This window comes from Desulfosarcina alkanivorans (assembly GCF_009688945.1).
Classification (GTDB): Bacteria; Desulfobacterota; Desulfobacteria; order Desulfobacterales; family Desulfosarcinaceae; genus Desulfosarcina; species Desulfosarcina alkanivorans.
Genome location: NZ_AP021874.1, coordinates 3,839,154 through 3,865,217 on the forward strand (window position 1 = coordinate 3,839,154; position 26,064 = coordinate 3,865,217).

The window sequence follows — 26,064 nt, forward strand, 5'->3', positions numbered from 1 at the left end:
CGGCACCCAACCTTTTTGCCAGGGTTTTCAGATCCGTTGTCGCAGGTGCCATCAGGGCATCCCTTTTTTATGATTGGTATGATCAGGCAAGTGATTCAGTTTTCGTCCCCAGTTCAATATCCCTGATACAAACGGCCCAGACACCAAACCCAAGTTCATCCCAGGGCTTGATGAAATCGGTGATATATCCTGAAGCAGCGTCTCGCTGTCCTTCAGGCGTTGAAACCTCGTCAGAAGAGGGCAGCCGGTACATAACATCCCGGTCTGACATGATCGTATCCACCATCACGTCCCGACCGGATAAAGAGACCTTCGGCCGTTTCAGAATCGCCTTCAGCACACACGGTACACATAAACCCGGTTGAGCCGGTCCGGGTGTTCCAGGGGCAATCCGGGGAACGCTTTGGTTTTCTCGACCATCTGCCATTTACCATCGTTTTCCAGAGCGTCGAACTTGTCCTTGTACCCCTTCGGGATATAAACCTCTTCCAGCATGCTGAAAAGAATATAGCCGCCCGGGCACAGCACACGCACCAGTTCATCGAAGGCGCTTGCCGGGGCATGGCCTGCTGTGAAAACCCCGATGGACTGGCAAGCGCCGAAATGGCCGGAAGGGAAATCCAGCTTCTCACCGAGGACCATTTGGTGAAGCGCCTCATAGACATCACGTTCGTTGGCCTTGTTCAGCATGCCCGCGGAGACATCGATGCCAACTTGCCCCCGGTACCCCAGCAGATCGAGGATGGCCCCCATCAGTCCCGTTCCTGCACCGGCATCGAGAATCGGCGTCGTTCCGGGAACCACATATTTTCCAAACATGCCGGCAGCAACGGCCGGAATATTGTAACCGAATGAAGTGACATCCGCGTCATATTTTTCAGCCCACTGATCGTAAGCCGCCATCAAATCACGGTTGTCTCTGGCAGAATAGACTTTCTGTAAATTTACGCTGCTTTCTTGCCTTACCATTTTATCGTCTCTGTTCATTTCTTCTGCACATCGGTCGAAAAACTCAGCGTCGTTTCACGACCATCCGCCAGGGGTGGGCGACGTTTTTCTTTTCGAGTCTGATTTCAACAATTCGGACCCGACGGTGGTTCTCACCGATCACCAGAGTGGCGTGGGGCCCCCGGATGGATGTGCCGGCATGAATGATTCCAAGCGTTTCGACAACGGGGTTTCTTTCAAACACCCCCGCTTTGATGCGTGAAAATTCATCCAGTTCCCGGATGACATCTTCGAGGCGGGCCAGTTCTTTCTCAACACCTTCCATTTCCTGGCGCAGATCCGCTATCTTTTCAAACAGCAGCTGATGTTCATCTCTCCGCTGGATAATCGTTGCCAGGGACCGTTCGGATGCCGAACGAAGCGTACCCATTTCCGATTTGATTTTCCATGCAACGGCTGGGTCCGCCGATTGAGGGGAATTCAGCAATTCAGTCAATTGGGTCAGTTTTTCCCGGGCAGCCGTCTGGACTTCCGACGCGGCGGCGATCGTCTGCTCCAGCGTATCGGATGCGTCATTGTAATCGCCCAGCAACGCCTCCAGTTCCAGCCGCCGGGTCTCCTTTTCCGAAATTTGCCGGTTGATCACTTCCAGCGCCTCATCCATACGACTGTCGATACCCACAATCAATTCGCACGTTTCGGATGCTTTGGAGCCAATACCGGCTGCGGTAATGCCCTTCCTGGCCTGCACTTTGGATGTCAGGATTTTCCCGTTGTCGACGATCACCGTTCCGCCGGCGATGATGGTGGAATTGGAGACATCCCGATCGACAATGACATCGCCCCTGGCTTCGATGGTCGATTGGTGGATATATCTGGCCCGGATGTTACCGCCTGCTTTCAGGCGGGAGCCGTAAACCCCGCCCAGCACGTTGATATTGCCGACGATATCCGCTTCCGCCGTATTGGCTTCCCGGGTGCACAGGCTTCCCCCTTTGACCTTGTACCCGGCATTGACAATACCGGCCACGTCGATATGACCGTCAAAGTCGACATGGCCGGTACGGATGCCGATGTCGCCTTTGATGTTGAGATCCTCGAACACATGAACCTTGCCGTCGGCGGATCTGACCGGCCGGCCGTCTGCCGTGGCCGTTGCCTTCAGGCCGTCTGCCGATAAAGCCACCCCCCTGCCGCATCGCAACCTGACGTCGGGGACCTTTGGCGGGTGCACGGGCTGGCCGAAAATATCGATACCGGGTATGCCTTTTTTGCCCGCTATCTTTTCTGCAACCAGGGTTCCCGCCTTGACCTGCGGAATCTTGCCACGGTCCTTGTAATCCATGAAACCGGTCTCTTTGAGGGTCCCGATTCTCAGGGGATCGGTCTCGAAATGGTAAACCAGCTCCGCTTTTTCACCCGGGACCGGCGGCTGGCCGTTGGCGATGGTCCAGGGCGCCTGCGGGGTTGCATTATCGGCCAGCGCTTCTATCAGACGGGCCGGCTCGACGATACCGTATTGAACCGCGTTGATTTTGAGGGTTTCTGCGATATCGGCCAATTCTATGGGCTTGGGATACATCTGTATGGGGCGGACAACGCCCTCGAGCTTATCCTCACCGACCCAAAATTCGTAACCCTTGCCCGTTAGCCGGCTGTTTTTGTTAATGGCCTGCAGTGATTTTTTCTTCAAGTCGAATAACCTGTTCAAGATGTCGGGATAATCTTGGGTTTGATATCGCAATCAGATTACGGTCATGAGCCATGGGCGTTATTTATTGATACAAATAAATCCTTTGCCATGGCAACATTTTTCCGGCTGCCTGGCGGCATCTCCGGCCAGCCGTCCTTATCGGTGAGTGGATGCCATCGGGAGAACTGCCCGGCGGAAAGGACGCGGTCCGACGGTTTGGCCGGCCATGCGCAGGGTCCTATGATGAAAACTACGGATTCCATACAGGCCGGACGGGGTTCACTCGCGATTGCCGCGTATCGCGATTGAATTATACATCTCCCACGCAGACAAAAGGTTGCGGTTCAATTCGGTGGACCAGCAGGGGATCACGGATTCCCTTGACGTTGACCCGCGGCAGGGGGCTCATGTCCACGCACCGGTCAAGGCCCGCCCGCACGGCATCGCTGATGAGAATATCGGTGTCATAATCCTTGTTCAGGGCCTGGATGCGGGAGGCGACGTTCACCGTCTCCCCCACCATGGCATAGGAGAGCCGCCGGGGACTGCCGATGTTGGCGGCCACCACTTTGCCGGTGTGCAGGCCGATGCCGTGCCGCAGGGGCGGGTATCCCTGGTTGGCCAGTTCGAGATTGACCTGGGACAGGCGCGTTCTCATCTCCAGGGCCGCATCCATGGCATACTGCTGATGGTTGTCGAGGGCCACCGGCGCCCCGAAGACGGCCTCGATCTCGTCGCCGATGAATTGGAGAACCAAACCGTGGTGGGCGTTAATGATCTCGGACATGGCTTTAAAGTAGGTGTTGATGACCGTGACCACCTCCCGTGGGGATATGGATTCGACCAGACAGGTAAAATCCCGGAGGTCGGCGAACATTACCGTGACCTCCTTGAGTTCCCCGTTGAGGGTCACCCGACCGCCAATGATTTCGTCGCGCACCTCGCTGGATACATATTTTCCGAAGGTGTCATTCAAAAAATCACGTTCCCGCCGCTGACGTCTCTGGCGGTCCACCATCCAACCGGTGAGCAGTGCCATGAGGTTGAAACCGGCCACCTGAAGCGCCACCACTGCCGCCGAGAGGGTGTGGACGTCTGCATTGTGGGTGAAAAAATGCGCGTAGACGACGCTGGCGGCAACGGAAGCGAACAAGGCTGCCTTGAGGCCGAACCAGAGCCCGGCCAGGACGATGGGAAAGAAAAACAGCTCCCGGTGCAGGATGTGGGTGCCCAGGAACCCTCCCATGGGTAAGTGGTGGATCACCGCCACCGACGCAAGAAGAATGAAGACGGCACCCATTTTCATGGCGTTGAGGCTCATGGGCATATCTCCATACCCAGGTTAACCGGATCCGGCAAATTGCAAAAGTTAAATTCCAAATCTCAAAAAGGGAAAAACCAATAGTTGATTGGCATTTTGCAAATTAACCATTTGGACAAAGACTGGTAAAATTGACCCGCCAGTGTCTGTCCAGAAAGGGTAGGTTGAGGTTCAGATCAAGGCCGCAGCGTTATTGAAACCGCAGGCGTAGCAGCGCGACGTCGAGGATTTCAATAACGTGAGGACACAGATATGGACCTCAAGATGCCATTTCCGGATGGACGCGATCTATTGCATGTGATGGTACCAGAACTTGAACACCTGTTTTTTGTCCTGGTTTTTGAGCAGGCAGATGACGCCGTATTTTCCCGCTTGCGCGAAGGTGAAATTGGCGGCCAGGATGCCGCTGTAGTTTTTCAACGGGCTCGTCTGTTCGCTCTTGTCGGGGGCAATCACCTTGATCTTGCCCACGGCGTCTTTAATGGGTGCGCCGTCGCCGGCCTGCTTGAGGTTGACCATGATGTGGTGGGTATCCCCCTTGTCCGAGGTCATGTTCATGCTGGCCAGGCTCATCACCTGGAATTCTGCATCGATGCCCCCTTCCGTGGCCGCGTGTTTGAAGGTGCCGCCCATGCCGGTGTGGTCCATTTTTTTGCCGGACTTCATATCATGCCCGCTGTGGTTCATCTTTTCGCCGGACTTCATATCGTGCCCACCGTGATCCATTTTACCGTCGGACGTCATATCGTGTCCCTGCATGGCCATGGCTGTAACGGTGGTAAGTGCAAAGATAACTGCCGCAATGAGAAGTGTCTGCTTTTTCATTATAATTCCTCCAGAGTTGTGAATAACATCGCCATGTCGGCGAAGGTTATGTACTGAAACCTTGTTTCAGGAACAAAATAGGCGCCACCCATTTTCAAAAAAACGATCGGGGCTGGGAGCCCATTATCCAATTCCTCAATCCCCTGATCCCTCAATCCGGAATATTTTTCTCTTTCCTCATTCCTCCGGCAGCCGCCACCCCTTCCATATCCCGTAGATGACGGGCACCACGATCAAGGTAAGAATCGTTGCGCTGACCATGCCGCCGATCATGGGGGCGGCGATGCGCTTCATCACCTCGGAACCGGTGCCATGGCCCCACATGATCGGCGCCAGGCCCGCCATGGTGGAAATAACGGTCATCATCTTGGGGCGCACCCGCAGGGCCGCGCCCTCTTCGATGGCTTGTTTGAGATGACGACGGTTGAGCCGCTCACCATATTTTTCCCTGAACTTGCGGTAGGAGATATCCAGATAGACCAGCATGACCACACCGGTTTCGGCAGCCACGCCGGCCAGGGCGATAAAGCCCACGCCGACAGCCACACTCATGTTGTATCCCAGCAGGTACATCAGCCAGAACCCGCCGGTCAGGGAAAAGGGCACGCTGAGCATCACCAGCAGGCTTTCTGCGATGTCCTTGAAATTGAAATAGAGCAGCAGGAAGATGAGCAGCAGAGTCATGGGCACCACGATCATCAGGCGCTTTTTGGCCCGGACCATGTATTCGTATTGTCCGCTCCACACCAGGCTGTAGCCCGGCGGCAAATCGATTTTCTCCTGGACGGTTTTCTGGGCGGCCTTGACATAGGTGCCCACGTCGATACCGGTGATGTCCACGTATACATAGGCGCTGTTGCGGGCGTTCTCGCTCTTGACCACCGGCGGTCCTTTGACGATGCGGATGTCGGCCAGTTGGGCGATGGGGACCTGGGCGCCGGTGGGTGTGGGCACCAGGATACGCCTCAGTTTTTCCGGCGTGTCGCGCAGTTCGCTGCCGTATCGCAGATTGACCGGGTAGCGCTCCAGCCCCTCCACGGTCTGGGTGATGTTCATGCCGCCCACGGCGGTCATGATGATGTCCTGGATGTCACCCACGGTCAGTCCGTAGCGGGCGGCCTCATCGCGCCGGATTTCGTAATCCAGAAAATTGCCGCCGGTCACCCGTTCCGCATAGACACTCAGCGTTCCCGGCACCTCCCGGATGACAGCTTCCACCTTTTCGCCCAGATTGTTGAGCACCTGCAGGTCGTCACCCATGATCTTGATGCCCACCGGCGTCTTGATGCCGGTGGAAAGCATGTCCAGACGAGTCTTGATGGGCATGGTCCAGGCGTTGGTCAGACCGGGAAACTGGATGGCCTTGTCCAGTTCATCCACCAGCCGTTCCATGGTCATGCCTTCGCGCCACTCGGATTCCGGTTTCAGCATGATGGTGGTTTCAATCATGCTCAAGGGTGCCGGATCGGTGGCCGTCTCCGCCCGCCCGATTTTGCCGAAGGTGTGCGCCACTTCCGGAAAAGAGGCGATAATTCGATCGGTCTGCTGAAGCAGCTCTTTGGCCTTGGTGATGGAGATGCCCGGCAAGGTGGTGGGCATGTACAGCAGGTCGCCCTCGTTCAGGGGCGGCATGAACTCCGAGCCCATTCGTTTGACCGGGATCCATGTGACCGCCAGAATCACGAACGCGGCAACGAGCACAATGGCTTTCCTCTTTAGCACCACCTTGATAACGGGGCGATAAATCCAGATGAGGAACCGGTTGACCGGGTTTTTGTTTTCAGACTTTATTTTCCCCCGGATCAGGTAGCCCATCAGAATGGGTACAATGGTGATGGCCAGAAACGCGGCACCCAGCATGGCGTAGGTCTTGGTGTAGGCCAGGGGACGGAACAAGCGTCCTTCCTGGGCCTCGAGGGTGAACACCGGCAGAAAGCTCACCGCAATGATCAACAGGGAGAAGAACAGCGCCGGCCCCACCTCCTTGGCGGCGTCGGTGATCAACTCCCAATGGGCTTTTTTTCCACCTTCGTATTCAATGTGCTTGTGTGCGTTTTCGATCATGACGATGGCGCCGTCCACCATGGCGCCGATGGCGATGGCAATGCCCCCCAGGCTCATGATGTTGGCGTTGATCCCCTGGCCATGCATGATGATGAAGCTGATCAAGACACTCACCGGCAATGTGAAAATAATCACCAGGGCGCTGCGGAAGTGAAAGAGAAAAACAATGCACACGATGGCCACGATGATGCTTTCCTCGATCAGGGTGCGTTTAAGATTGTCCACTGCACGCAGGATCAGCCCTGACCGGTCATAGACCGCTTTGACCCTTACCCCTTCCGGCAGGCCGGACTTGAGTTCCTCCAGTCGCCGCTTGACGTTGTCGATGACCTGCAGGGCGTTTTCGCCATAGCGCATGACAATAATCCCCCCGACCACTTCACCCTTGCCGTTGTAGTCGGCGATGCCCCGCCGCAGTTCCGGACCGATCTTTACGCTGGCCACGTTGCGCAGCAGAATGGGGATCCCCCTGTCATCCACACCCAAGGGCACCGAATTCAGGTCTTCGATGCTTTTGATGTAGCCCAGCCCCCGAACCATGAACTCCGTTTCACCCATCTCCACCAGCCGGCCGCCGATATCCTTGTTGCTGCGCTTGATGGCCATGCGGATCTTCTGGATGGGGATATTGTATGCGCGCAGCCGGTTGGGATCGACGACCACCTGGTACTGCTTGACATATCCCCCGATGGACGCCACCTCGGACACCCCCGGAACGCTGGCCAGTTCATAGCGCAGGAACCAGTCCTGGATGGAACGCAGCTGCGACAGGTCGTGGCGGTCACTCTCCAGGGTGTATTCGTATACCCAGCCGACACCGGTGGCGTCGGGCCCCAGGGAGGGGGTCACCCCAGCGGGGAGCCGGCCGGCCACAAAATTCAGGTATTCCAGCACCCGGCTGCGGGCCCAGTAGAGGTCGGTACCATCTTCGAAAATGATGTAGACAAAAGAGATGCCGAAAAAGGAAAACCCTCGGACCACCTTGGCAAAAGGCACGGACAGCATGGCCGTGGTCAGCGGGTAGGTCACCTGGTCCTCCACCACCTGGGGCGCCTGACCGGGATATTCAGTAAAAATAATCACCTGTACGTCGGACAGATCGGGAATGGCGTCCAGGGGGGTACGCACGATAGCATATATACCGGCAGCGATGACAAACAGGGTCGCCAGGATCACCAGGAACTTGTTTTCGACCGACAGTTCGATAATTTTAGCGATCATGGCCTGGTTTCCTCTTCAGAGTACTTGTTCATGGTTATCGGTTCACGGTTTTTTTGATGTACCATGCAACGGTCGAAGCATTTAGGATATTGATAAATATTCGTAAATCCGGAACAACTTTTTTGCGCCTCCTTCCGCAATATTTGATGGATAACTGTAGATGGGCGCAGCAGTTGATTTTTCATCGCATAATCGCGGCAGACCCCTATTATTTTTAGCCGTGAACCGGCAACTGTAAACCGTGAACGGTTACTCGTCTGAATCCATGGACAGGCCGCTCATGTCCAGGCCGTCGTCTTCCATGGTCAACCCGTCCATGTCGAGGTCATCGTCTTCCATGGTCATATCGCCCATATCCAGATCGTCGGCATCGCTCCCGGTTTCCTTGCTTCGCGCTTCGAGCATTTTGGCGATGGCTTCCTTGAGGCGGCTTTCCGAATCGAGCATGAACTGCCCGGAGATGACGATCTCCTCACCTTCGGCCAGGCCGTCGATCACTTCGAACATGTAATCGTTGCCCTCGACACCCAGGGTGACCTCCCGTGCTTCGAACGCCCCTTTACCCCGGGAGATAAAGACCCGCTTACGGACGCCGCTGTCGATCACCGCCTCCTGGGGTACCACCAGCTTTTTTTCGGGAAAGGTGCTCTGAAGGTAGACGTTTGCGTACATCCCGGGTTTAAGTACGTTGCCGGGATTGGGAAAGGAGAGCCGCAGTCGGGCGGTCCGGGTTTTGGGATCCAGGAAAGGGTAGATGAAAAGGACTTCTCCCTGGTAACGTTTGCCGGGGATATAGGCCAGATCCATTTCGGCAGCCATGCCCTTGTGGACCCAGGGCAGTTCGTACTCGTAGACGTCCACATCCACCCACACCGTTGACAGGTCGGCAATTTCGTACTGGTGTTCCCCGGCTTTGACGTAGTGACCTTTCAGGGCGATCTTTTTGGTGACCACACCGGAGGCGGGCGAAAAAATCGTGATCGTCTTCTGAATTTCTCCGGCGGTCTCCAGCTGGGCGATCTGCTCGTCGGTGAGATCCCAGTATGCCAGCCGGGTGCGGGAGGCCTCCAGCAGCCGATCCCTTCCTTTACGTGAATTTTTTTTCCGACCGTTCTGCTGCTGAACGGCGATGAGATATTCCTGCTGGGCGGTGAGCAGGTCGGGGCTGTAAATGTCGAACAGGGGCTGGCCCTTTTCCACCTGCTCCCCTATAAAATCAACGTAGAGGGTTTCGATCCAGCCGTTGAATTTGGTATTGATCGAGTACAGCCCGGTTTCATCATAGATGACCGTTCCGAATGTACGGATCGTCTTGGCAAGGTGTTTCTTCTCGACGCGGCCCAGCCGGAGGCCCATGTTCTGCCGGGTCACCGGGTCGATGCGGACGGTGGAACTGGACGCCTTCTCCCCGCCCTCCTCTTCGTATACCGGCACCAGGTCCATGCCCATGGGCGACTGGCCGGGTTCGTTGCGGATGTATGTGGGGTCCATGGGCGCGGCCCAATATTTGATCTTCTTGCCGGTCTTGGGGTCCACCATACCGGCCTTGAGTGCCTCTTCGGCACGCACGCCGGAAGGACTCAGAACGCCCAGCCCCCCCCACCGGTCCGAACCGGGGGAAAAGGGAGACATCAGTACCCCACTGAGGAAGACGGCCCCAAGGGCGATGCATATCGGTTTAACAGACATGGTTGATCCTTTCCGGTTTTTTCCCCTGGTTACGGCAGCGGGGCGCCCACGCGACGCGCCAGTTCGATTCGGGCAATCCCGACATCGCTGTTGCGGCGTTCGCCGGCCAGATTTACATCCAGCCAGCCGGTGTAAGAGGCAATCACGTCGGCAAAAGAGACTTTTCCCGACTCGTACCCCCGGGTAGATACGTCCAATGAGGTTAAGGACAAGTTTATCAATCGGTCCTTGTACAGAGATCGCTCCCGCCGGGCCCGGTCCAGGTCGAACCAGCCGTTGCGCACCGCCAGACGGGTGCGCGCCTCGGCATCGGTGAGTTCGGCCCCCAGGGCCTCGAGCTTGCGCCTGGTTTCACGAAGATAGGCGTCCCGGCTGCCAAACCAGGCATTCTTGGGCAGGCCCTTGCCGCGAACGGGCGAAACCGTGGTGCTGAAGGTCGGTGTCATGCCTGCGCTGCCGGCCTGGAGAACCGCTTCATCGGTGTAAAGTGAGAAGTTCTGGCTATACGTCGGCCGAATCATGGTCTCGGCCAGTTCCACCATGCGCGCCATCTTACCCACCATGGCCCGCATGCGGTTCAGTTCCTGGCGGTTTTCCAGCGCCAGCGGGTAGAGGATGTCCAATGGGGGAACCGAGGCGTCCGGGGTCGTGGTTGCCGGCCAACCGAGAGAAACGCCCGGCTGCAGGTCCATCAGGGTCAGCAATTCGGTTTCCAGGTTGACCCGTTGCTTTTTCAGGGTATCCAGCCGTTCGCCCAGGCGCTCACGGCCAATGCGGATCTTGACCACGTCCTGGTAGCTGGTTTTACCGGCGCCGTATCGGGTAGTGGCCACCGATTCCAGGCTGTCCATCCGATCGAGGGTATCCCGTGTGATTCCTATCGCCCGGTGGATATACAGCAGGTTCCAGTAGGCCTTGCCACCCTGGGCAACGATGTCGCGCTGAACAAGGCTCAGTTTATGGGCTTCGATCTCGACGTTCTTTTCCGCCACCTGGCCCTTCAACGCGGCCACACCGGGAAAGGGAAATTTCATGCGGATACTGTCGGATCCTCCCATGGGGCCGACCCCGGCCATCACACTCTCGGTAAACGCCGAGTACAGGCCTATCATTGCGTCCAGCTGGGCAACCTGGTCAAATCCTTCCAGGGAAGCCTTCAAACGGGCCGTGGCGCCTTTAATGGATGCGTTGCGCAACAAGACCAGGGACTGTATCGTCTGAAGGGAAAAAGGCCCCTGAAGCTCAGCCACCGTCCGTGCATCATAAGCGGCCGCCAGGACCAGGGCAGAAGAAATGGGGCGACCTCCCGGAGCCAGCCCGTCTCTGTCTATTGCCTTAATCCAACGGCCTCGGGCCGCCTCGATGGTTTTCTTCTCACGGTCGAATGCATCCGGACTCTCAATCACGTCCTGCTCTGAAGCGGCCGGCTGCCGGAGCATGGCCGGCGGGGTATAGGCGTCCATGCCCTGCTTCAGGTCACGGTAGGCGGCAGGCGCCGGACCGGCGGCGGTCATTAGAACGAAAACCGTAATGGGGATCGACAAACGCCTCATGGCAGCTCCTTTCCGGCAGGACCTTCCGCATCCATCGCTTCACCGGTCAAGTGTCTGCCGGCTGCCCGTTCGAGCCGGGCCAGATTGATGCCATAGTCTGCCGTAGCGCGGGCCAGGGCCAGTTGGAAATTGTACCAGACCGACTGGGTTTCGATAAAATCACTGAAAGACGCCTCCCCTTCCCGGTACCATAGCTCGGCGAGTTCCATGGATCTGGCGGCCTGAGGCACGAGTTCGGTTTTGTAAAGGATGAGCACGCGCTTGGCATTACGGGCTTTGAAGTAGAGGGTGCGGATCCGGGTCCTGACATTGTTGATGCGGACCTGCTTCTCCGAACGGGCCCTTGATTTCTCGGCCATGGCCTTGTTCACGCGGCTGCTGTTCCTGCCGAACCACAAAGGGATCGAAATCCCCGCCTGGAGACCGATGGCGTCCCTTCCGGCATCCCTTGGCCGTACGGGAACATCTGGCTCGCCGATACCGGCGTAAAACAGTCCCACCTTAAAATCCGGCAGGTTTTGGAATCGAGCCAGCGACACTTTGGTGTCACCTTTTTCTATGTCCACCTGGGCCATGAGGATGTCCTCCTGGTTGGCTTCGGCCAGGTCATAAATGGTTTTCAGCTCGACACCGATGGGTAGTAAAGCCGGCGGCGCCAGCTGTCCCACCGCCAGGTCGGGAGGACGGTTCAGCAATCCGTTGAGGCGGGCAACCTCCGTCTGTTCCAGTTCTTCAAGAAGCAGCGCATCGTACTGCAACTGCCCGGTCTGGGACTGGGCCTTGACCACGTCAGTCAGTGTGGTTCGGTTGTCGGCGTGAGCGGTTTCGGCAATTTTTCGAATGTGGTTCAGCAGGTTGGTGTTGTGTCGGGTTACCATCCTGGCCTGCCGGATATACCAGAGCTCATAGTATGACTCCTTTACGGCCAGCAGGGTCCCCTTAACCGCCTTGTCGAGCTGGAGCTTGGCCATGCGGGCATCGGCAGCCACCAGGTCACCTGCTTTGGACAGCTTGCCGGGGAAGGGAATTTTCTGGGAAATCTGGGCGTTCCATTCCTGCGGCCCCAGACGGGTCTCGATGGGCTCGGGAAACCAGGTCACCATCAGCTGCGGGTCCGGATAACCGGTGGCGACCCGGTAGTTTTCCACCGTTGCCCGCCACGCTTCACGTGCCTGCTGAATCGACGGGTTGTGGGTATAGGCATGCTCGATGAGGTCGGCAAGCAGAACGGTAGCGGTCAAGTCCCGCCCTTGATCAGGGGACTGAGGGGAAGGGGCGCCGGCGTTCGCCTTCGAGGCCATCAAAACGGTGATCCCCAGCAGCAGTGCAAAGGCGCGTTGGCATAACCACCACGGCCGCGGCGCGATGGCCGATCGGATACGGATTCGAAAAAATGGGTGGTCCATGGGAATCTCCTGCCAGTGATTTAAATACGAGCCGACCCGTTAACTGCGATCGTGCTGCCATGTATTATCAATAGCCATGCCAACGATAAAACCATCTGTTATGATTTCGTTTTTTAATAACTACGGATATTGTGAAGGAAACATGTGCGTAATTATTGCGCAATTTGGCTTGCATGAGACACACGGTGCGTAAATTTTTATCACAATGGGTTGTTCCAGCGTGCCCCCGCCAGGGCACCTGCCGCCAATCGTGCTGCCGGCTGGCTCGGCCACGACTGGAGGTTTCATCAGAACGCACCCGTCAATCAGGGACCCGCAACGAGAGCGTGGTATGGAATTTGAAGGGGGAGATTGACCGGGTGATCAAATTAAAATGGAACGCGACAGAAACCGTATGGGAGTTGACCATGATCGTATACAACAGCATACTGAATCGGCCATGGGTGGCGGCCGCCCTCTTGACCGCTGCGGGGTTGATCCTTTCCGGCCCCGGGGAGGCATTCGGCCATGGCGGCAAAACCCACGCCGCTGAACCTTTTTCCGCATTTCAAGCCGTCCAGAAGGCCACGCAGCTTTACGACCGCCTGATCGTCTCCGAAAAACTTTCGGAGGATTGGGAAACCGGCCTGGCATCCATACATGTAACCGTCCGGGGAACTGAAAGCCGGCGGGAATACGTGGTGCAGTTCAAACGGTCCGGCGACGATCCGGGCAGCGTCTATTTTTATTTCAACCGGCAGGGCGATTATTCAGGATCGAACTTCACTGGAAAATAGACATCGACGGGAGGCGCGTATGCAATCCGGCACAACCGATCCACGCCATTTTCCGAAAATGACGCTGGCGACAATGCCCACCCCGGCAAAGGCCCTGGCCACCTGCATCCTTGTGGCACTGGCCATCGGCATGCTGGGCGCACTGGGCCAGATCGTCGTCCACGACATCATGCCCACGTTTTATGCTCAAACCGGAACCAATGAAACGGCCTCGCCGTCAGGCGATCCCCATGCCGGCATGGATCACGACGCCTCGCCACCACCCGGGGATGGCCGGGGGGATCTCTTCGCCGACCTGGCTGGCGTCGAAAAAAAAACGGTCAAACCGTTTTACCAGCAGGAGCAATTTGTCTGGACCTTGAAGTGGACCCACATCCACCTGTTCGGGATGAGCATGATATTCATCTTCGTGGGGGCTATCACCATCTGGCTGGATGCCGCTCCCGCCCTGCGCACCTGGCTGGTGGTGCTGCCCTTTATCGGGGTGCTGATCGACATCCTGGCCATGTGGCTGAAAGCCTTCGTATCTCCGGCTTTTTTCTGGCTGCACCTGCCCGGCGGGTGCCTGTTTGTCGTGGTGTTCGCCTACGTATCGCTGCGGGCGTTGTGGGAAATGTGGTTCAGATCCGCCGGCCACCGCTAAGAACACCATTTGCTTGTCCGTTACGCCTGGGGGCGGTGCGCAAAAAATTTGCACTTGGGCCCTTGCCGTACTATTCTTTTCACAATTATAATGTTCATGTTCTTTAGCGTCCTTTCGTAAAGGAATCAAAACGGCCATGACCGTCGTTCCCCGCCGACAACTCTATCTGACGGCCCTTTCCATTCTTTTTGTCGTTCTGCTGCTGTTGGTCTTGATCAGCGTTTCCACCTATCGGAACCTGAACCGGGAAAGAAACGCCGCCATGGAGACGGTCCACCGCCAGGCCCTGACGCTGATCAATGCACTGGAAGCGGGGGCCCGGGCCGGTATGATGATGCAGATGGCCGGAAAAGATGCCATCGGAAACCTGGTTCACGAAACCGGCCGGTCCAGCGATATCAATTACCTCTACCTGGTGAACGCGGCCGGCGAGGTGATGCACCACTCCATTCCCTCCCTGGAAGGCACCCGGGCCCTGTGGCGCCCTGAATTCCAGCGGGCGACGGATGTTCGCACCCGGGTGCGTCGTCTGGCCGACGGCGCCCATATTTATGAGGTGGCCAAACCCTTCATGCCCATGGGCATCCATTTGGATCCCGGCATGTCCGCGTCCGGAGCCACATCCGCAGTCCACTTCCATTCCGGTGCCACCGTCTACCTGGCAATGACCATGGCGGCCTATGAAGCCGCCCGGCAGTCCGACCTCCATCACGCCATGATCATGGGAGGCATCGTTCTGGCGTTGGGCGGCGGGGTCGTCTACTTTTTTATCGTGATCCGAAGCTACTACCTGCTCAGCCGGACCCTGCAGGAAACCCGGGACTATACCCGGCAGGTGATCGCCAGCATGGCCCATGGCGTATTGAGCATCGACAAAACGGGAAAGGCGGTTTCCTGGAACCGGCAGGCATTGTCACTGCTGGGTATAACGGGCACGGAAATAGACCACCTTGATCTGCAGACGGTTTTTGATTTTCAGGAAACCGGCATCAGCCGGACGATCCATCAGGGCGTTGCGGTGATGAACCGGGAAATCCGGCATTACCGGGACAATGGGGAATGGCTTCCGCTGCTGTTAACGGTGACACCCATTCAGGATGAAGCCGGAAGCCGCAGCGGTGCTGTGATGGTGCTCAGGGATATGAGCGAAATAAAACGGCTTGAAGCAAAGGTGCGGCGTGCGGAAAAACTGGCTGCGGTCGGCCGGCTGGCCGCCGGCGTGGCCCACGAAATCCGCAACCCGCTCAGTTCCATCCGCGGGTTCGCATACCTTCTCGGGCGTGGCCACGGAAAGGAGACGCCCGAACGGGAGTATGCCGATGTCATGGTGCGTGAGATCGACCGCATCAACCATGTCGTCACGGACCTGCTCAATTTTTCCCGGCCCATGGCGCTTGAGCCTCAAGCCACCATGCTTGCCGATCTCCTCACTCACGTGGTCTCCCTGGTGTCCGCCGATGCAAAGACCAACGGCATCGATATCCGCTTGGATTGCGACACCGGCATTCCGTGCGTCTTTCTGGACCCCAACCAGGTCACCCAGGCCGTGCTCAACCTGATGCTCAATGCCCTCCACGCCTCGCAAAGTGGCGGTGCCGTGGCGATCAGGGCGGCATGGCGCCCTAAAGAGGGGGAGGTGGAAATCCAGGTGACGGATAATGGACCGGGGATTGCGCCGGAAGTTCAGGAAAAAGTTTTCGAGCCCTTTTACACCACCCGGGAGCGGGGGACCGGTCTGGGGCTGGCCATTGTGCGCAAAATAGCGGAAAACCACGATGGCAGCGTCAGTGTGGAGAGTCCGCCGCCGGGGAAAGGCCGCGGTACCCGGTTCAGGCTCTTATTGAGGGATATGCAGGCGGGCGGGGATCCGGCAATGGAAAGATTGACGTCCAACATTGAACTTCCGACATCCAACGTCGAATAAAGCATTTTCTCCAAATTTTTAACGTTTTCAGAAAAATATAAGCATACCCATGAAAGCCAAAATCCTTGTGGTAGACGACGACGCCTCTCACCGCACCATGCTTTCGGCCGTGCTGTCGGCCGAGGGCTACCAGGTGCAGGAGGCCGACGATGGTGACACGGCCTGCCGGGCGGTGGAGAGAACCCTTTTCGATATGGTGCTCATGGATATGCGCATGAAGCGCATGAACGGGGACGCGGCTCAGAAAAAAATGGCGGCGATCAGTCCCGGCACCCCGGTGGTGATCATGACCGCATACGGTTCGGTACGCTCGGCCGTCGAGGCCCTCAAGGCCGGCGCCCACAATTATCTTACCAAACCCATTGATATCGACGAACTGAAAATCCTGGTGGTCAAGACCCTGCACCACCGCAAGCTGGAAGAAGAGAACCGCAACCTGAAGGAACGTCTGGACGCCCGTTTCGATTTCGGCGACATCATCGGCCGCAGTCCCTCCATGCGGGAGCTCTTCGATACCCTGGCATTGGTGGCCCCGTCGGAGGCCACGGTCCTGATCCTGGGCGAAAGCGGCACGGGCAAGGAACTGGTGGCCAACGCCATTCACCACAACAGCCCCCGCAAGGAGCGCCCCTTCGTGAAGGTCAACTGCGCCGCCCTGCCCGAAACGCTGCTGGAGAACGAGCTTTTCGGCCATGAAAAGGGAGCCTTCACCGGTGCCACTGGACCGACAAAAGGACGTTTTCAGATGGCCGACAGGGGAACTCTGTTTCTGGATGAAATCGCGGAAATGGCCCCGGCCACCCAGGCCAAAATCCTGCGTGTACTCCAGGAAAAGGAGTTTGAACCGGTGGGGGGCGCCCATACGGTCCGGGTCGACACCCGCATCATCTCGGCCACCAACCGGAACCTGGACGCGGAAATTGCCGCCGGCCGCTTCCGGGAAGATCTTTACTACCGGCTCAATGTGGTTACGATCAACGTACCGCCGCTGAGAAATCGTTCGGCCGACCTGTCGCTGCTGGCCGACTATTTTCTCGACCGGTTTGCCAAAAAAAATCACCGCAGCCTCAAAGGCATCCACCCGCGGGCCATGGATCTGCTGCTGCGCCACGCCTGGCCGGGTAATGTCCGTGAACTGGAAAACGTCATCGAGCGCGCGGTGATCATGGCCAGGGGAGACATGCTGAAGCCGGAGCACCTGCCCGACACCCTTCAGGACCATCACGACGATGAAGCGGCCAAGGGGCCGGTGCTTGCCTCGGGCCGATCGCTGAAAGAGGTGGAAAGGGAGATGATCCTGAAAACCCTCGAAGACATGGGCGGCAACCGGACACGAACGGCCGAGATGTTGGGCATCAGCCGTCGGACCCTGCAGTTGAAACTCAAGGAATACGGTGTCAATTAATCCTATATGGACTGTTTCGGAGGTGCATCATCGAATCCCGGTCCCGGCATCAAAATAAAATTTCCCCCATCCACTGGCTGCTGATCCGGCGGCTGATAATGGCGGTGAGCATCATCTCCATCGTTCTGGTGTCCGCGACCTGGGTCAATCTTCGCAACATGGCCGTGGAGCGGGTCCTGGATCGGGTCATCATGGCCGCCAGCCACTTCAGCCTCCAGGCCAGGGACATTCTTGACCGTCCCGGCCTGTCGGGCACCGATGGCCTGCAAACCGAGCTGGAAGCGTTCATCGCCGACCGCTCAAGCCATTACGACAGCAGTTTCACCCGGATGGGCCGATTCGTCTACGCCCGGATCTATGACACCGGTGCCCGACGGCTCGCCAGCATCTCGGACAGTGCCTATGATCACATTGCCGCGGTGAACCGGCGCATGGACGATGCCGCCCTGCGCATTCCCCAGCGCGGCAAAAAGCGGCACCGGGTATTCCGGCTGAACGGCAAGCCCCTGATCTCCGTGGTCGCGCCCCTGACCAGCAGTAAAAATGAGGTGGTCGCCTACCTGGAAGGTGTCTTTGCCCTTTCCGGGGCGGCCATGGACGCAGCCAGGAGAGAAACCCTGAAGACACTGGCGCTGGTGACGGCCATCGTCCTGACCACCGCGATCGTCCTGTACCCGGTCATCATCGGCCTGCTCGGCCGCCTGGCCCGAACATCCCGCAGTCTGCTGGATTCGCATATGGAAACGCTCAACGTGCTGGGCAGTGCCATTGCCAAACGGGACAGCGACACCGATGCGCACAATTACCGGGTCACCATCATGGCCGTTAACCTGGCCGAGGCATTCGGGTTGACGGCCCGTGAAATGCGATCCCTGATCAAAGGGGCATTTCTGCATGATGTGGGAAAGATCGGCATCCCGGACAGCATCCTGCACAAACCGGAAAAACTGGACACGGATGAGTACTCGCAGATGAAAACCCATGTGGACAAGGGGCTTGAAATCATCGGTCGCTCACGATGGCTCCGGGATGCGCTGGATGTGGTCGGCGGGCACCATGAAAGAATAGACGGCAGCGGCTACCCCAACGGCCGAATCGGCACCGAGACCCCCGTCAGTGCGCGCATTTTTGCCATCGCCGACGTCTTCGACGCCCTGACGTCCCGGCGTCCCTACAAGGACCCCCTTTCCTACACGGACACCCTGGCCATTCTGGAAAAAGGACGGGGCACCCACTTTGACACCGACCTGTTGGACCTGTTCGAGAAAATCGCCCCCGATCTTTACAAGCGGCTGGCCAACCGCGATGATCAGCAGCTGAAGGTCATGCTCGGGGACATTTCCCAGAAGTACTTCATGAACGATGTGGATACGATTCTGGCCCGGGGGGATTTGGCGTGAGGGCCGGCTGGGAAGAAAAAAAGCGGTATCCGGGGATAACTGCGTTCACCTGATGCCGCCCCGGACAAGCGGGCCATTCACGGACGGGCAAAAGCCTATTTGTTGCTTGCAGCCAGGCCGATCCCCGAGGCGACAAAAGAAGCGCCGACAATTTTATTGAAATACTTCCCCACGGCTGACCGGGAGAAAATGGCGACGATCTGCTGCCCGCCAGCGGCATACAGCATGAAGCAGCTGAATGCAATCAGTGCCCCCGCCCCCATGAGCACGCAGAACTGGATTAAAAAAGACGCATGCGGATCGATGAACTGCGGGAACACCGCAGTGAAAAAAACGATGGCTTTGGGATTCCCGGCCGTGACCAGGGCCGCCTGGAGGAACATTTTTCCCAGGGACGCATCATCCCGACCGGCGCCGGGGAGGTCCGTCGGCACAGCCCCCATGGCCGACGACCGCATGATGCCGATGCCCATGCAGACAAGATACGCCGCACCGGCCCATTTGACCAGTTGAAACACGGTCTCGGAGGCCAGCAGGATGGCCCCCAGGCCGGCGATGGACACCGCCGCCTGAATCAGGGTCACGAGGACGTTGCCCATGGCCGAGGCGATGGTTCGCCTGGCGCCGTATTGCATGCCATGGGTCAGGGCCAGCAGCATGCTCGGGCCGGGAATGATCGAAGCCACCAGCACGGTCATCGAATAGAGCAGCAGAAAATGAACCGTCATTTCTCGACCTCTGCGACGGCAACGTGATCCGGGCTGTCGATCCGGACATGGTCAAACCGCGGCGGATCTTCGTTGCCGTAGTATTTCAGGTAATTTTCCCAGTCGGCCAATTTGGCTTGATCCCGGGGATTGGCGCGCGACAACAGCCGCTTTCTCCGAATGTCCGGCCGGCAACGGACATAGTGAACTTCTACCACAGCGCCCAGATGCTGCCCGAGCGTCTGCGGCCAGTGGGCATCCTGAATCTCCCGGGTGAAAGGGCCGGCGATGACCACGCTGTTAACGGACAGATTATCCCGCGCGATGTCAAACAGCTGTTCGTAAACGGGGGTTCTGAAGATCTGCTTGAAATGGGCGCTGTCCCGGTCGTCAGGATCATGCCCGGATTGCCGGAGCGCGAGTCGGACGAGCCGTTCGGTCGACACATCGATATCGAGAAAAACCGCGCCCTTCCGGGTGGCCAGTTGTTTCCCGTAGGTGGTCTTTCCGGCACCGGGACTGCCGCAGACGATATAAACGCCTGTCATTTATGCGCTCCCATCGTTTTCCCTTGCGGGTTGCCCGGTGCGGCCCCCCTTCGGCCCGGTCTTTTTCCCCTGGGGTTCAAAAAAAGTCATGAAGTATCCGGGGACGGGGGTTTCAAAGGTCATCTCTTCATCGTTGAAGGGGTGTTTAAACTTGATCGACAGGGCGTGCAACGCCAGGCGCCCCTTGGTGCGCCGTCCATATTTGCCGTCTCCGACAATGGGGTTCCCGTTTTCGGACAGGTGGGCGCGGATTTGATTTTTTTTGCCGGTCAGCAGGTCGATCTCCAGTAAGCTATGTTTTTTTGACGATCGGATCACCCGGTATCGGGTTATCGCCAGGTCTCCATCCTGCGGGTTTTCAACCGATTGCATTTTATAATCATCGCCTTCGGCAAGATAAGACTTAAAAATGCCCTTCGGCTCGGTTAACTGTCCATGGACAACGGCCATATATTTTTTTTCAACGGTTTCCCACTGCGCGGCAAATTTCTCACGGATCTCATGACTTTTTGCAAAGACCAGCACACCGGAGGTACCCCGGTCCAGCCGATGGACAACAAACAGATTGTGTTTGGCCTTCGGGTTGCCTTTTCTGACATAATTGGTGAGCAGGTGATGAGCGGTCTTTTTGGCTTCGTAATGGGCTTTGACGCTCAAGAGTCCTGAACTTTTATCGATCACGATGATGTCGCGGTCTTCATAGAGGACCTTGATGCCGGCGGGCACGTATTTGGTTCTTATTTTTATTTTCGATTTGATCATAACTGTTTCCTGCCGTTACAACGGCCTCAGCGAAAAAGGCCGTCCGCCGGAATGCGGTCAGGGGAGGACGACAAGGACCAGCGAAAGCCCGTAAGCGCCCACCTTGGTGAAAACACCCGAGAGGGTCATTCAGCATTTTGCCAGATAGTGGCGGCAGGCGTCTTTCTGCACCGGTTTGGAAGGAAACTTCCTGCACACTTCCGGTCGTGAATCATAGACCCCACAGGCGTAGCGGCCATTGTTCTCATTCAGGAAAAAACAATCTCCGTTGGCCTTGAACCGTAAAAAATACGCTTCGGTGGCCTCACCTTTCGAGTGGGTAAACACTTCAAAGGGCAGGCCGGTCACGTGTTCCAACAATTCGATTTCCCTTGTTGACAATTCCACAAACGGAACATTTTTACAACATTGAGCACATTTTCTGCAAATTTCAGTGGATATAAAATCCGTCATCGCTGAAAAACGCCCGTATCTTCAATAGCAGGATTTAAGGATGCCCCTCTCCCGTCCAGTACGTCCGCCGACAGTCGCCGGACGGGATGGCGGCCAGATGGCACCATGGCCCTTCCGGCTGCAGATCATCGGGGCAGACAGCCGTCTGCAGCCCCGATCACAATATCGGCGAAAACAGCCGGGCCGTTCTTATGGCCAGGCGGAAGGCCAGTGACCGCCGATACACGTCGTCGGTGGTCAGGGGATCGGAAACGGCAAAATCATCCCGGCACATCTTCTCCACCCGGCGGATAAAATCGGCATCGGTGAAGGTCATGGTGATTTCGAAATTGATCCGCAGGGAGCGGTTGTCCAGGTTGGCCGTGCCGATGCCGGCCAGGCAGTCATCGATCAGGAAAACCTTCTGGTGCATGAACCCGTTCCGGTAGGTGTACATGCGCACCCCGGCCACGGCCACTTCGGCCAGGTAGCTGTGGGCCGCCCACCAGACCACCCGCTTGTCCGGGTGGGCCGGAATCAGAATCCGCACGTCCACGCCGCGCATGGCAGCCAGTTGAAGGGCCTTGATCACGGCCACGTCCGGCACAAAATAAGGACTGAGCATCCAGCATCGCCAGGTGGCGGCATTGATGGCCTGCACCATCATCAACGAGCAGCTTTCAACCATGTCGCCGGGGCCGGTGGGGATGCACAGCACCGGTTCGCTGCCAAAGGTGGGGGGCGGCGCCCAGGAGACCTCGGGCCGCTGTCCGCAGGCCCAATGCCAGTCCTCGACGAAGGAAAGTTGAACCGCCAGGGTGACCGGGCCGGCCATTTTGACGTGGGTATCCCGCCAGGATGAGAACCGGGTGCTCTTCCCCAGGTATTCATCGCCGACATTATGGCCGCCCACCCAGCTCTTTTCACCGTCCACCACGACAATTTTGCGGTGATTGCGGAAGTTGATCCGAAACCGGTTCAGCCATCCCCTGCCCACCCGGAAAACGCCCACATGAACCCCGGCGGCCCTGAGTTCATCCGTATAGGAACGGGGCAGCCTGACCGAGCCGACCTTGTCATAGAGGAAGTAAACCCGGACCCCGGCGCGGGCCCGTTCGATCAGGGCCGATTTCAGCCGCCGGCCCAGGTCGTCTGCATGAACGATGAAAAATTGAATCAGGATATAATGCCGGGCCTCGGCGATGCCCGCCAGGATGGAATCGAAGGTGGCCGTCCCGTTGACCAGCAGGGTACAGCGGTTCCCCTTCATGACGGGAAGCTGGTAAATATCGCTGAGAACGTCGATCTGGGGCGTCTCGCGCACCATGAGGTCACGAAGCTGCTGTTCCTGCCGCAGCATCTTCCCCAGATGATGCGTATCGGTGGTGCCGGACTGGTGGGCGGCGGCGTAGTCCTGAATGCGCCGGGCTCCGAAAATCAGGTAGAGAAAAACGGCCAGGTAGGGAAAAAAGAAAAGGGCCATCACCCAGGCGATGGTGCCCTGACTGGTCCTGCCGTTCATGAGAACGTCGAAAATGAACAGGATGCCCAGGCCATGGAGCACCAGGGGAATCAACAACATCCAGTATTCTATGACCACCTGCACGGCAGGCATCTGACAACCTCCGGAACTGAGCATGGTACACGGTTGCCCCCGCTCAATTCAGAACATGACAGGCTACGCCGGGCCGGCCACCACAGCCGCCCCGGCATCGACCGTATTGATGAACGCTGATTTCTCGAGCACCTCTTTTTTAGCATATGATTCCCTGAATTAGCAATCAAACTCGGTCTGGCCGGCCGCCTCCCGCCGGGACATGACAATGCCGGCCCCATTTATGAGTTGACTTGTACCGGCCGGAGCCGATAAATTATGGGTGTTTTCTTCAGGTTTCGCATTGGCAGGCCATCTTCTCTCTCCATGTCCGCAAACGTTCCCGCAGGGCGGCTGCCGGAGACCATCCGGCTCGCCCCCGTCAGGAGGTCAATATGCATCGTACCATCGTTGCCGGCTTAACGGCGCTGTTATTCCTGCTTGGCGGCACCGCCACGGCGGGCACCATCTATACGTGGACGGATGCCGATGGCGTCAAACGCTACTCCAATTCCCAGCCGCCCGAAGATGCCCGGGATGTGCAAACCATCGAGGAAATCCAGTATGACCAGGGCGCGGAAGACCAGCGCCGGCAGGAATTTGACCGTATGGTCCAGGAGGCCAGTGAAGACGCCGACCGGCATTTTGAAACCCGGGCCCGGGAAAAAGAGCAGCAGGCCGAAGCCAGCCGGCAACGCCGGCAGGAGGCGAAAGACCGGCAGATCGAGGAAGCCCGGGCCGAACTGCTCAAGGAAATGGACGCCATTCAAGACCGGGGATACAGCGCCACCTTTACCCAGGGCATGAAAGAGAATCTGATCAAGGCGGTGCAGGAAAAGATCGATCAATTGGAAGCCGGTGCAGGCGACTGACACGCTTGCGAAAATAAAAACAGGCACCACTGAAATGGGGAGGCACGCCGGCCGGTCGCCACGACAAGCGACCGGCAGCGCAGCAGATCCATGCAGATGCTTTTTGCAGGCTGCGGGCAGCAGCGCGGCGGAACCGATCCGGCGGGAGAATCCGATGACCGAACTACGAAACACCCGCACCACGATCCTGAATACGGGCCGGCCTGAAGCCAAACGTGAGGAAATTCGAGACTACTTCCACAACACCTTTACCATCGACGAGAAGCTCTACGACTGCCTGGCCGGCGATGATGCCTTCTACCTGCGCGCGGAACCGCTGCGGCACCCCTTGATCTTCTACCTGGGCCATACCGGCGTTTTCTATATCAACAAGCTGATCACCGCCAAAATTGTCTACCAGCGCGTCAACCCGGCATTCGAATCCATGTTTGCCGTGGGGGTCGACGAGATGTCCTGGGACGACCTGGACGGGGCCCACTATGACTGGCCGACCGTCGATGCGGTCAAGCGCTATCGGGATGAGGTCCGCGCCGTCGTTGACGACATCATCAAAACCCTGCCCCTGTCCCTGCCCATCACCTGGGAGCACCCCTTCTGGACCATCATGATGGGCATCGAGCACCAGCGGATTCACCTGGAGACCTCCTCGGTGATCATCCGGCGGCTGCCCATCGACCGGGTGCAGCCGCTCCCCCTGTGGGACATCTGCACGGAATCCGGGCCGGCACCGGAAAACGCGCTGGTACCGGTGCCAGGCGGCCGGGTGGTGCTGGGCAAATCCAAAGATCACCCCCTTTATGGCTGGGACAATGAATTCGGGCGCCATTCGTTTGAGGTCTGGGATTTCTCCGCCTCACGCTACCTGGTCTCGAACCAGGAGTATCTGGCCTTCGTCGAGGATGGCGGCTATCGAGAAGAGCGCTTCTGGACCGAAGAGGGCCGGCACTGGATCGCCTATGCTCAGGCGCGCCACCCGCTCTTCTGGATCCCTTCGGACGACGGCTACCGCTTCCGGACCATGACGCAGGTCATCGCCATGCCCTGGGACTGGCCGGTGGAAGTCAACTACCTGGAGGCCAAGGCATTTTGCAACTGGCTGGGCGAAAAAAACGGCACCCGCCTGCGCCTGCCCACCGAGGACGAGTGGTATCGCCTGCGCGACATTCACGGCATCCCGGACCAGCCCTATTGGAAAACAGCGCCGGGCAACATCAACCTGGAGCACTGGGCCTCGTCGTGCCCGGTTAACCGCTTTCGCTTCGGAGACTTCTACGACATCATCGGCAACGTGTGGCAATGGACGGAAACACCCACCACCGGCTTCGATGGTTTCGAGGTCCACCCCGTTTACGATGATTTTTCGACGCCCACCTTCGACACCCGCCATAACCTGATCAAGGGGGGCTCCTGGATCTCCACCGGCAACGAAGCCACCCGCGACGCCCGCTATGCCTTCCGGCGCCATTTCTACCAGCATGCGGGCCTGCGCTACGTGGCATCCGAACAGCCGGTGGCGCTGCCCGAGGCCATGTATGAGAGCGACCAGGCCGTTTCCCAATACTGCGAGGCCCATTATGGAAAAGATTACTTTGGGGTGGAGAATTTTCCCGTGCACTGCGCCCGGCGCTGCGTGGCCCATATGCAGGACCGGCCGAAGCGGCGGGCCCTGGATCTGGGGTGCGCCGTGGGGCGGTCCACCTTCGAACTGGCCCGCACGTTCGAATTCGTCAACGGCCTGGACTTCTCGGCGCGCTTCATCCGCATCGCCTTCCAGATGCAGGAAAAAGGGGTCACCCATTATGAACTGGTGGAAGAGGGAGACATCGTCTCCTACCACGAGCGGCACCTGTCCGATTTCGACCTGGATGCGGCAGCCGACCGGGTGGAATTTTACCAGGCCGACGCCAGTAACCTCAAACCCCGGTTCACCGGATACGATCTGATCCTGGCGGCCAATCTCATCGACCGGCTGTCCACTCCGCAAAAATTTCTCTCCTCCATCCACGAACGTCTGAACATGGGCGGCATTCTGGTCCTCACCTCACCATACACCTGGCTGGAGGAATTCACCATTCGGGAAAACTGGGTGGGCGGCATTCGCAGGGACGGCGAACCGTTTACCACCCTGGACGGGCTGAAGGGCCTGCTGGCGGACCATTTTCAGATGATCGCTCCCCCCCGTGACATCGAATTCGTCATCCGTGAAACCCGTCGGAAATTTCAGCACACCGTCAGCCAGATGACGGCCTGGGAACGCGTGAAATAAGGGTCGGCCATGGTC

The 26,064-nt window shown here is 57.9% G+C and carries 21 protein-coding genes; 7 read left to right on the forward strand and 14 right to left on the reverse strand.

The genetic code is table 11. The annotated features are described in order from the left end of the window. Nucleotides 1-82 precede the first annotated feature (82 nt). The 9 genes from DSCA_RS16860 to DSCA_RS16900 form a co-directional block, all read right to left on the reverse strand. Nucleotides 83-340: a hypothetical protein gene (locus DSCA_RS16860; protein WP_155317532.1), complete on the reverse strand. Its 258-nt coding sequence runs from the start codon at nt 338-340 to the stop codon at nt 83-85. Continuing rightward, on the reverse strand, nt 334-987 hold the full coding sequence (locus DSCA_RS16865; protein ID WP_155317533.1) for a class I SAM-dependent DNA methyltransferase: 654 nt from the start codon (nt 985-987) through the stop codon (nt 334-336). The genes DSCA_RS16860 and DSCA_RS16865 overlap by 7 nt, the downstream gene beginning before the upstream one ends. A 25-nt stretch (nt 988-1,012) precedes the next feature. Further along, a complete protein-coding gene (locus tag DSCA_RS16870) occupies nt 1,013-2,641 on the reverse strand; it encodes a FapA family protein (protein WP_155317534.1) in 1,629 nt (542 codons plus the stop codon). Nucleotides 2,642-2,951: 310 nt separating this feature from the next. Beyond that, entirely contained in the window at nt 2,952-3,962 is a 1,011-nt protein-coding gene (locus tag DSCA_RS16875; protein WP_167527823.1) for an adenylate/guanylate cyclase domain-containing protein, read from the reverse strand. Between the two features lie 288 nt (nt 3,963-4,250). Then, on the reverse strand, nt 4,251-4,787 hold the full coding sequence (locus tag DSCA_RS16880) for a hypothetical protein (protein WP_155317536.1): 537 nt from the start codon (nt 4,785-4,787) through the stop codon (nt 4,251-4,253). Nucleotides 4,788-4,964: 177 nt separating this feature from the next. Further along, nucleotides 4,965-8,072 (reverse strand): efflux RND transporter permease subunit, encoded by a 3,108-nt coding sequence (locus DSCA_RS16885; RefSeq protein WP_155317537.1) that lies wholly within the window; start codon nt 8,070-8,072, stop codon nt 4,965-4,967. Between the two features lie 249 nt (nt 8,073-8,321). Further along, nucleotides 8,322-9,761, reverse strand: coding sequence for an efflux RND transporter periplasmic adaptor subunit (locus DSCA_RS16890; protein ID WP_155317538.1), 1,440 nt, complete (start codon nt 9,759-9,761; stop codon nt 8,322-8,324). A 29-nt stretch (nt 9,762-9,790) separates the two neighbouring features. Continuing rightward, nucleotides 9,791-11,314 carry a TolC family protein gene (locus tag DSCA_RS16895; RefSeq protein WP_155317539.1) on the reverse strand — a complete coding sequence of 508 codons (1,524 nt, stop codon included), beginning with the start codon at nt 11,312-11,314 and terminating at the stop codon, nt 9,791-9,793. Then, entirely contained in the window at nt 11,311-12,720 is a 1,410-nt protein-coding gene (locus DSCA_RS16900; RefSeq protein WP_155317540.1) for a TolC family protein, read from the reverse strand. The genes DSCA_RS16895 and DSCA_RS16900 overlap by 4 nt, the downstream gene beginning before the upstream one ends. A 359-nt stretch (nt 12,721-13,079) precedes the next feature. On the opposite strand from DSCA_RS16900, the gene DSCA_RS16905 reads away from it, so the two are divergent. The 5 genes from DSCA_RS16905 (at nt 13,080) to DSCA_RS16925 (ending at nt 18,868) form a co-directional block, all read left to right on the forward strand. Then, the gene (locus DSCA_RS16905; RefSeq protein WP_155317541.1) at nt 13,080-13,496 is read left to right on the forward strand and encodes a DUF6488 family protein; all 417 of its coding nucleotides are present in this window, start codon (nt 13,080-13,082) and stop codon (nt 13,494-13,496) included. A 19-nt stretch (nt 13,497-13,515) separates the two neighbouring features. After that, nucleotides 13,516-14,139, forward strand: coding sequence for a hypothetical protein (locus DSCA_RS16910; protein ID WP_155317542.1), 624 nt, complete (start codon nt 13,516-13,518; stop codon nt 14,137-14,139). A 136-nt stretch (nt 14,140-14,275) separates the two neighbouring features. Continuing rightward, a complete protein-coding gene (locus DSCA_RS16915) occupies nt 14,276-16,063 on the forward strand; it encodes a two-component system sensor histidine kinase NtrB (protein WP_155317543.1) in 1,788 nt (595 codons plus the stop codon). Between the two features lie 49 nt (nt 16,064-16,112). Continuing rightward, nucleotides 16,113-17,468 carry a sigma-54-dependent transcriptional regulator gene (locus DSCA_RS16920; RefSeq protein ID WP_155317544.1) on the forward strand — a complete coding sequence of 452 codons (1,356 nt, stop codon included), beginning with the start codon at nt 16,113-16,115 and terminating at the stop codon, nt 17,466-17,468. 98 nt (nt 17,469-17,566) lie between these two features. Beyond that, entirely contained in the window at nt 17,567-18,868 is a 1,302-nt protein-coding gene (locus DSCA_RS16925; protein WP_155317545.1) for an HD-GYP domain-containing protein, read from the forward strand. A 95-nt stretch (nt 18,869-18,963) separates the two neighbouring features. Here DSCA_RS16925 and DSCA_RS16930 read toward each other — a convergent pair whose 3' ends face one another. From DSCA_RS16930 to cls, 5 genes are all read right to left on the reverse strand, one after another. After that, nucleotides 18,964-19,596, reverse strand: coding sequence for a LysE family translocator (locus DSCA_RS16930; RefSeq protein WP_155317546.1), 633 nt, complete (start codon nt 19,594-19,596; stop codon nt 18,964-18,966). Beyond that, nucleotides 19,593-20,123 (reverse strand): AAA family ATPase, encoded by a 531-nt coding sequence (locus DSCA_RS16935; protein ID WP_155317547.1) that lies wholly within the window; start codon nt 20,121-20,123, stop codon nt 19,593-19,595. Before DSCA_RS16935 ends, DSCA_RS16930 begins: the two co-directional genes overlap by 4 nt. Continuing rightward, a complete protein-coding gene (locus DSCA_RS16940; protein ID WP_155317548.1) occupies nt 20,124-20,885 on the reverse strand; it encodes an RluA family pseudouridine synthase in 762 nt (253 codons plus the stop codon). Nucleotides 20,886-21,014: 129 nt separating this feature from the next. Next, the gene (locus tag DSCA_RS16945; protein WP_155317549.1) at nt 21,015-21,338 is read right to left on the reverse strand and encodes a YkgJ family cysteine cluster protein; all 324 of its coding nucleotides are present in this window, start codon (nt 21,336-21,338) and stop codon (nt 21,015-21,017) included. A 157-nt stretch (nt 21,339-21,495) separates the two neighbouring features. Next, nucleotides 21,496-22,932 (reverse strand): cardiolipin synthase, encoded by a 1,437-nt coding sequence (gene cls / locus DSCA_RS16950; RefSeq protein ID WP_167527825.1) that lies wholly within the window; start codon nt 22,930-22,932, stop codon nt 21,496-21,498. 374 nt (nt 22,933-23,306) lie between these two features. On the opposite strand from cls, the gene DSCA_RS16955 reads away from it, so the two are divergent. Together DSCA_RS16955 and ovoA are read left to right on the forward strand one after the other, a co-directional pair. Then, entirely contained in the window at nt 23,307-23,783 is a 477-nt protein-coding gene (locus tag DSCA_RS16955; protein WP_155317551.1) for a DUF4124 domain-containing protein, read from the forward strand. Between the two features lie 154 nt (nt 23,784-23,937). Next, nucleotides 23,938-26,049 carry a 5-histidylcysteine sulfoxide synthase gene (gene ovoA / locus DSCA_RS16960; protein WP_155317552.1) on the forward strand — a complete coding sequence of 704 codons (2,112 nt, stop codon included), beginning with the start codon at nt 23,938-23,940 and terminating at the stop codon, nt 26,047-26,049. Nucleotides 26,050-26,064: the final 15 nt, after the last annotated feature.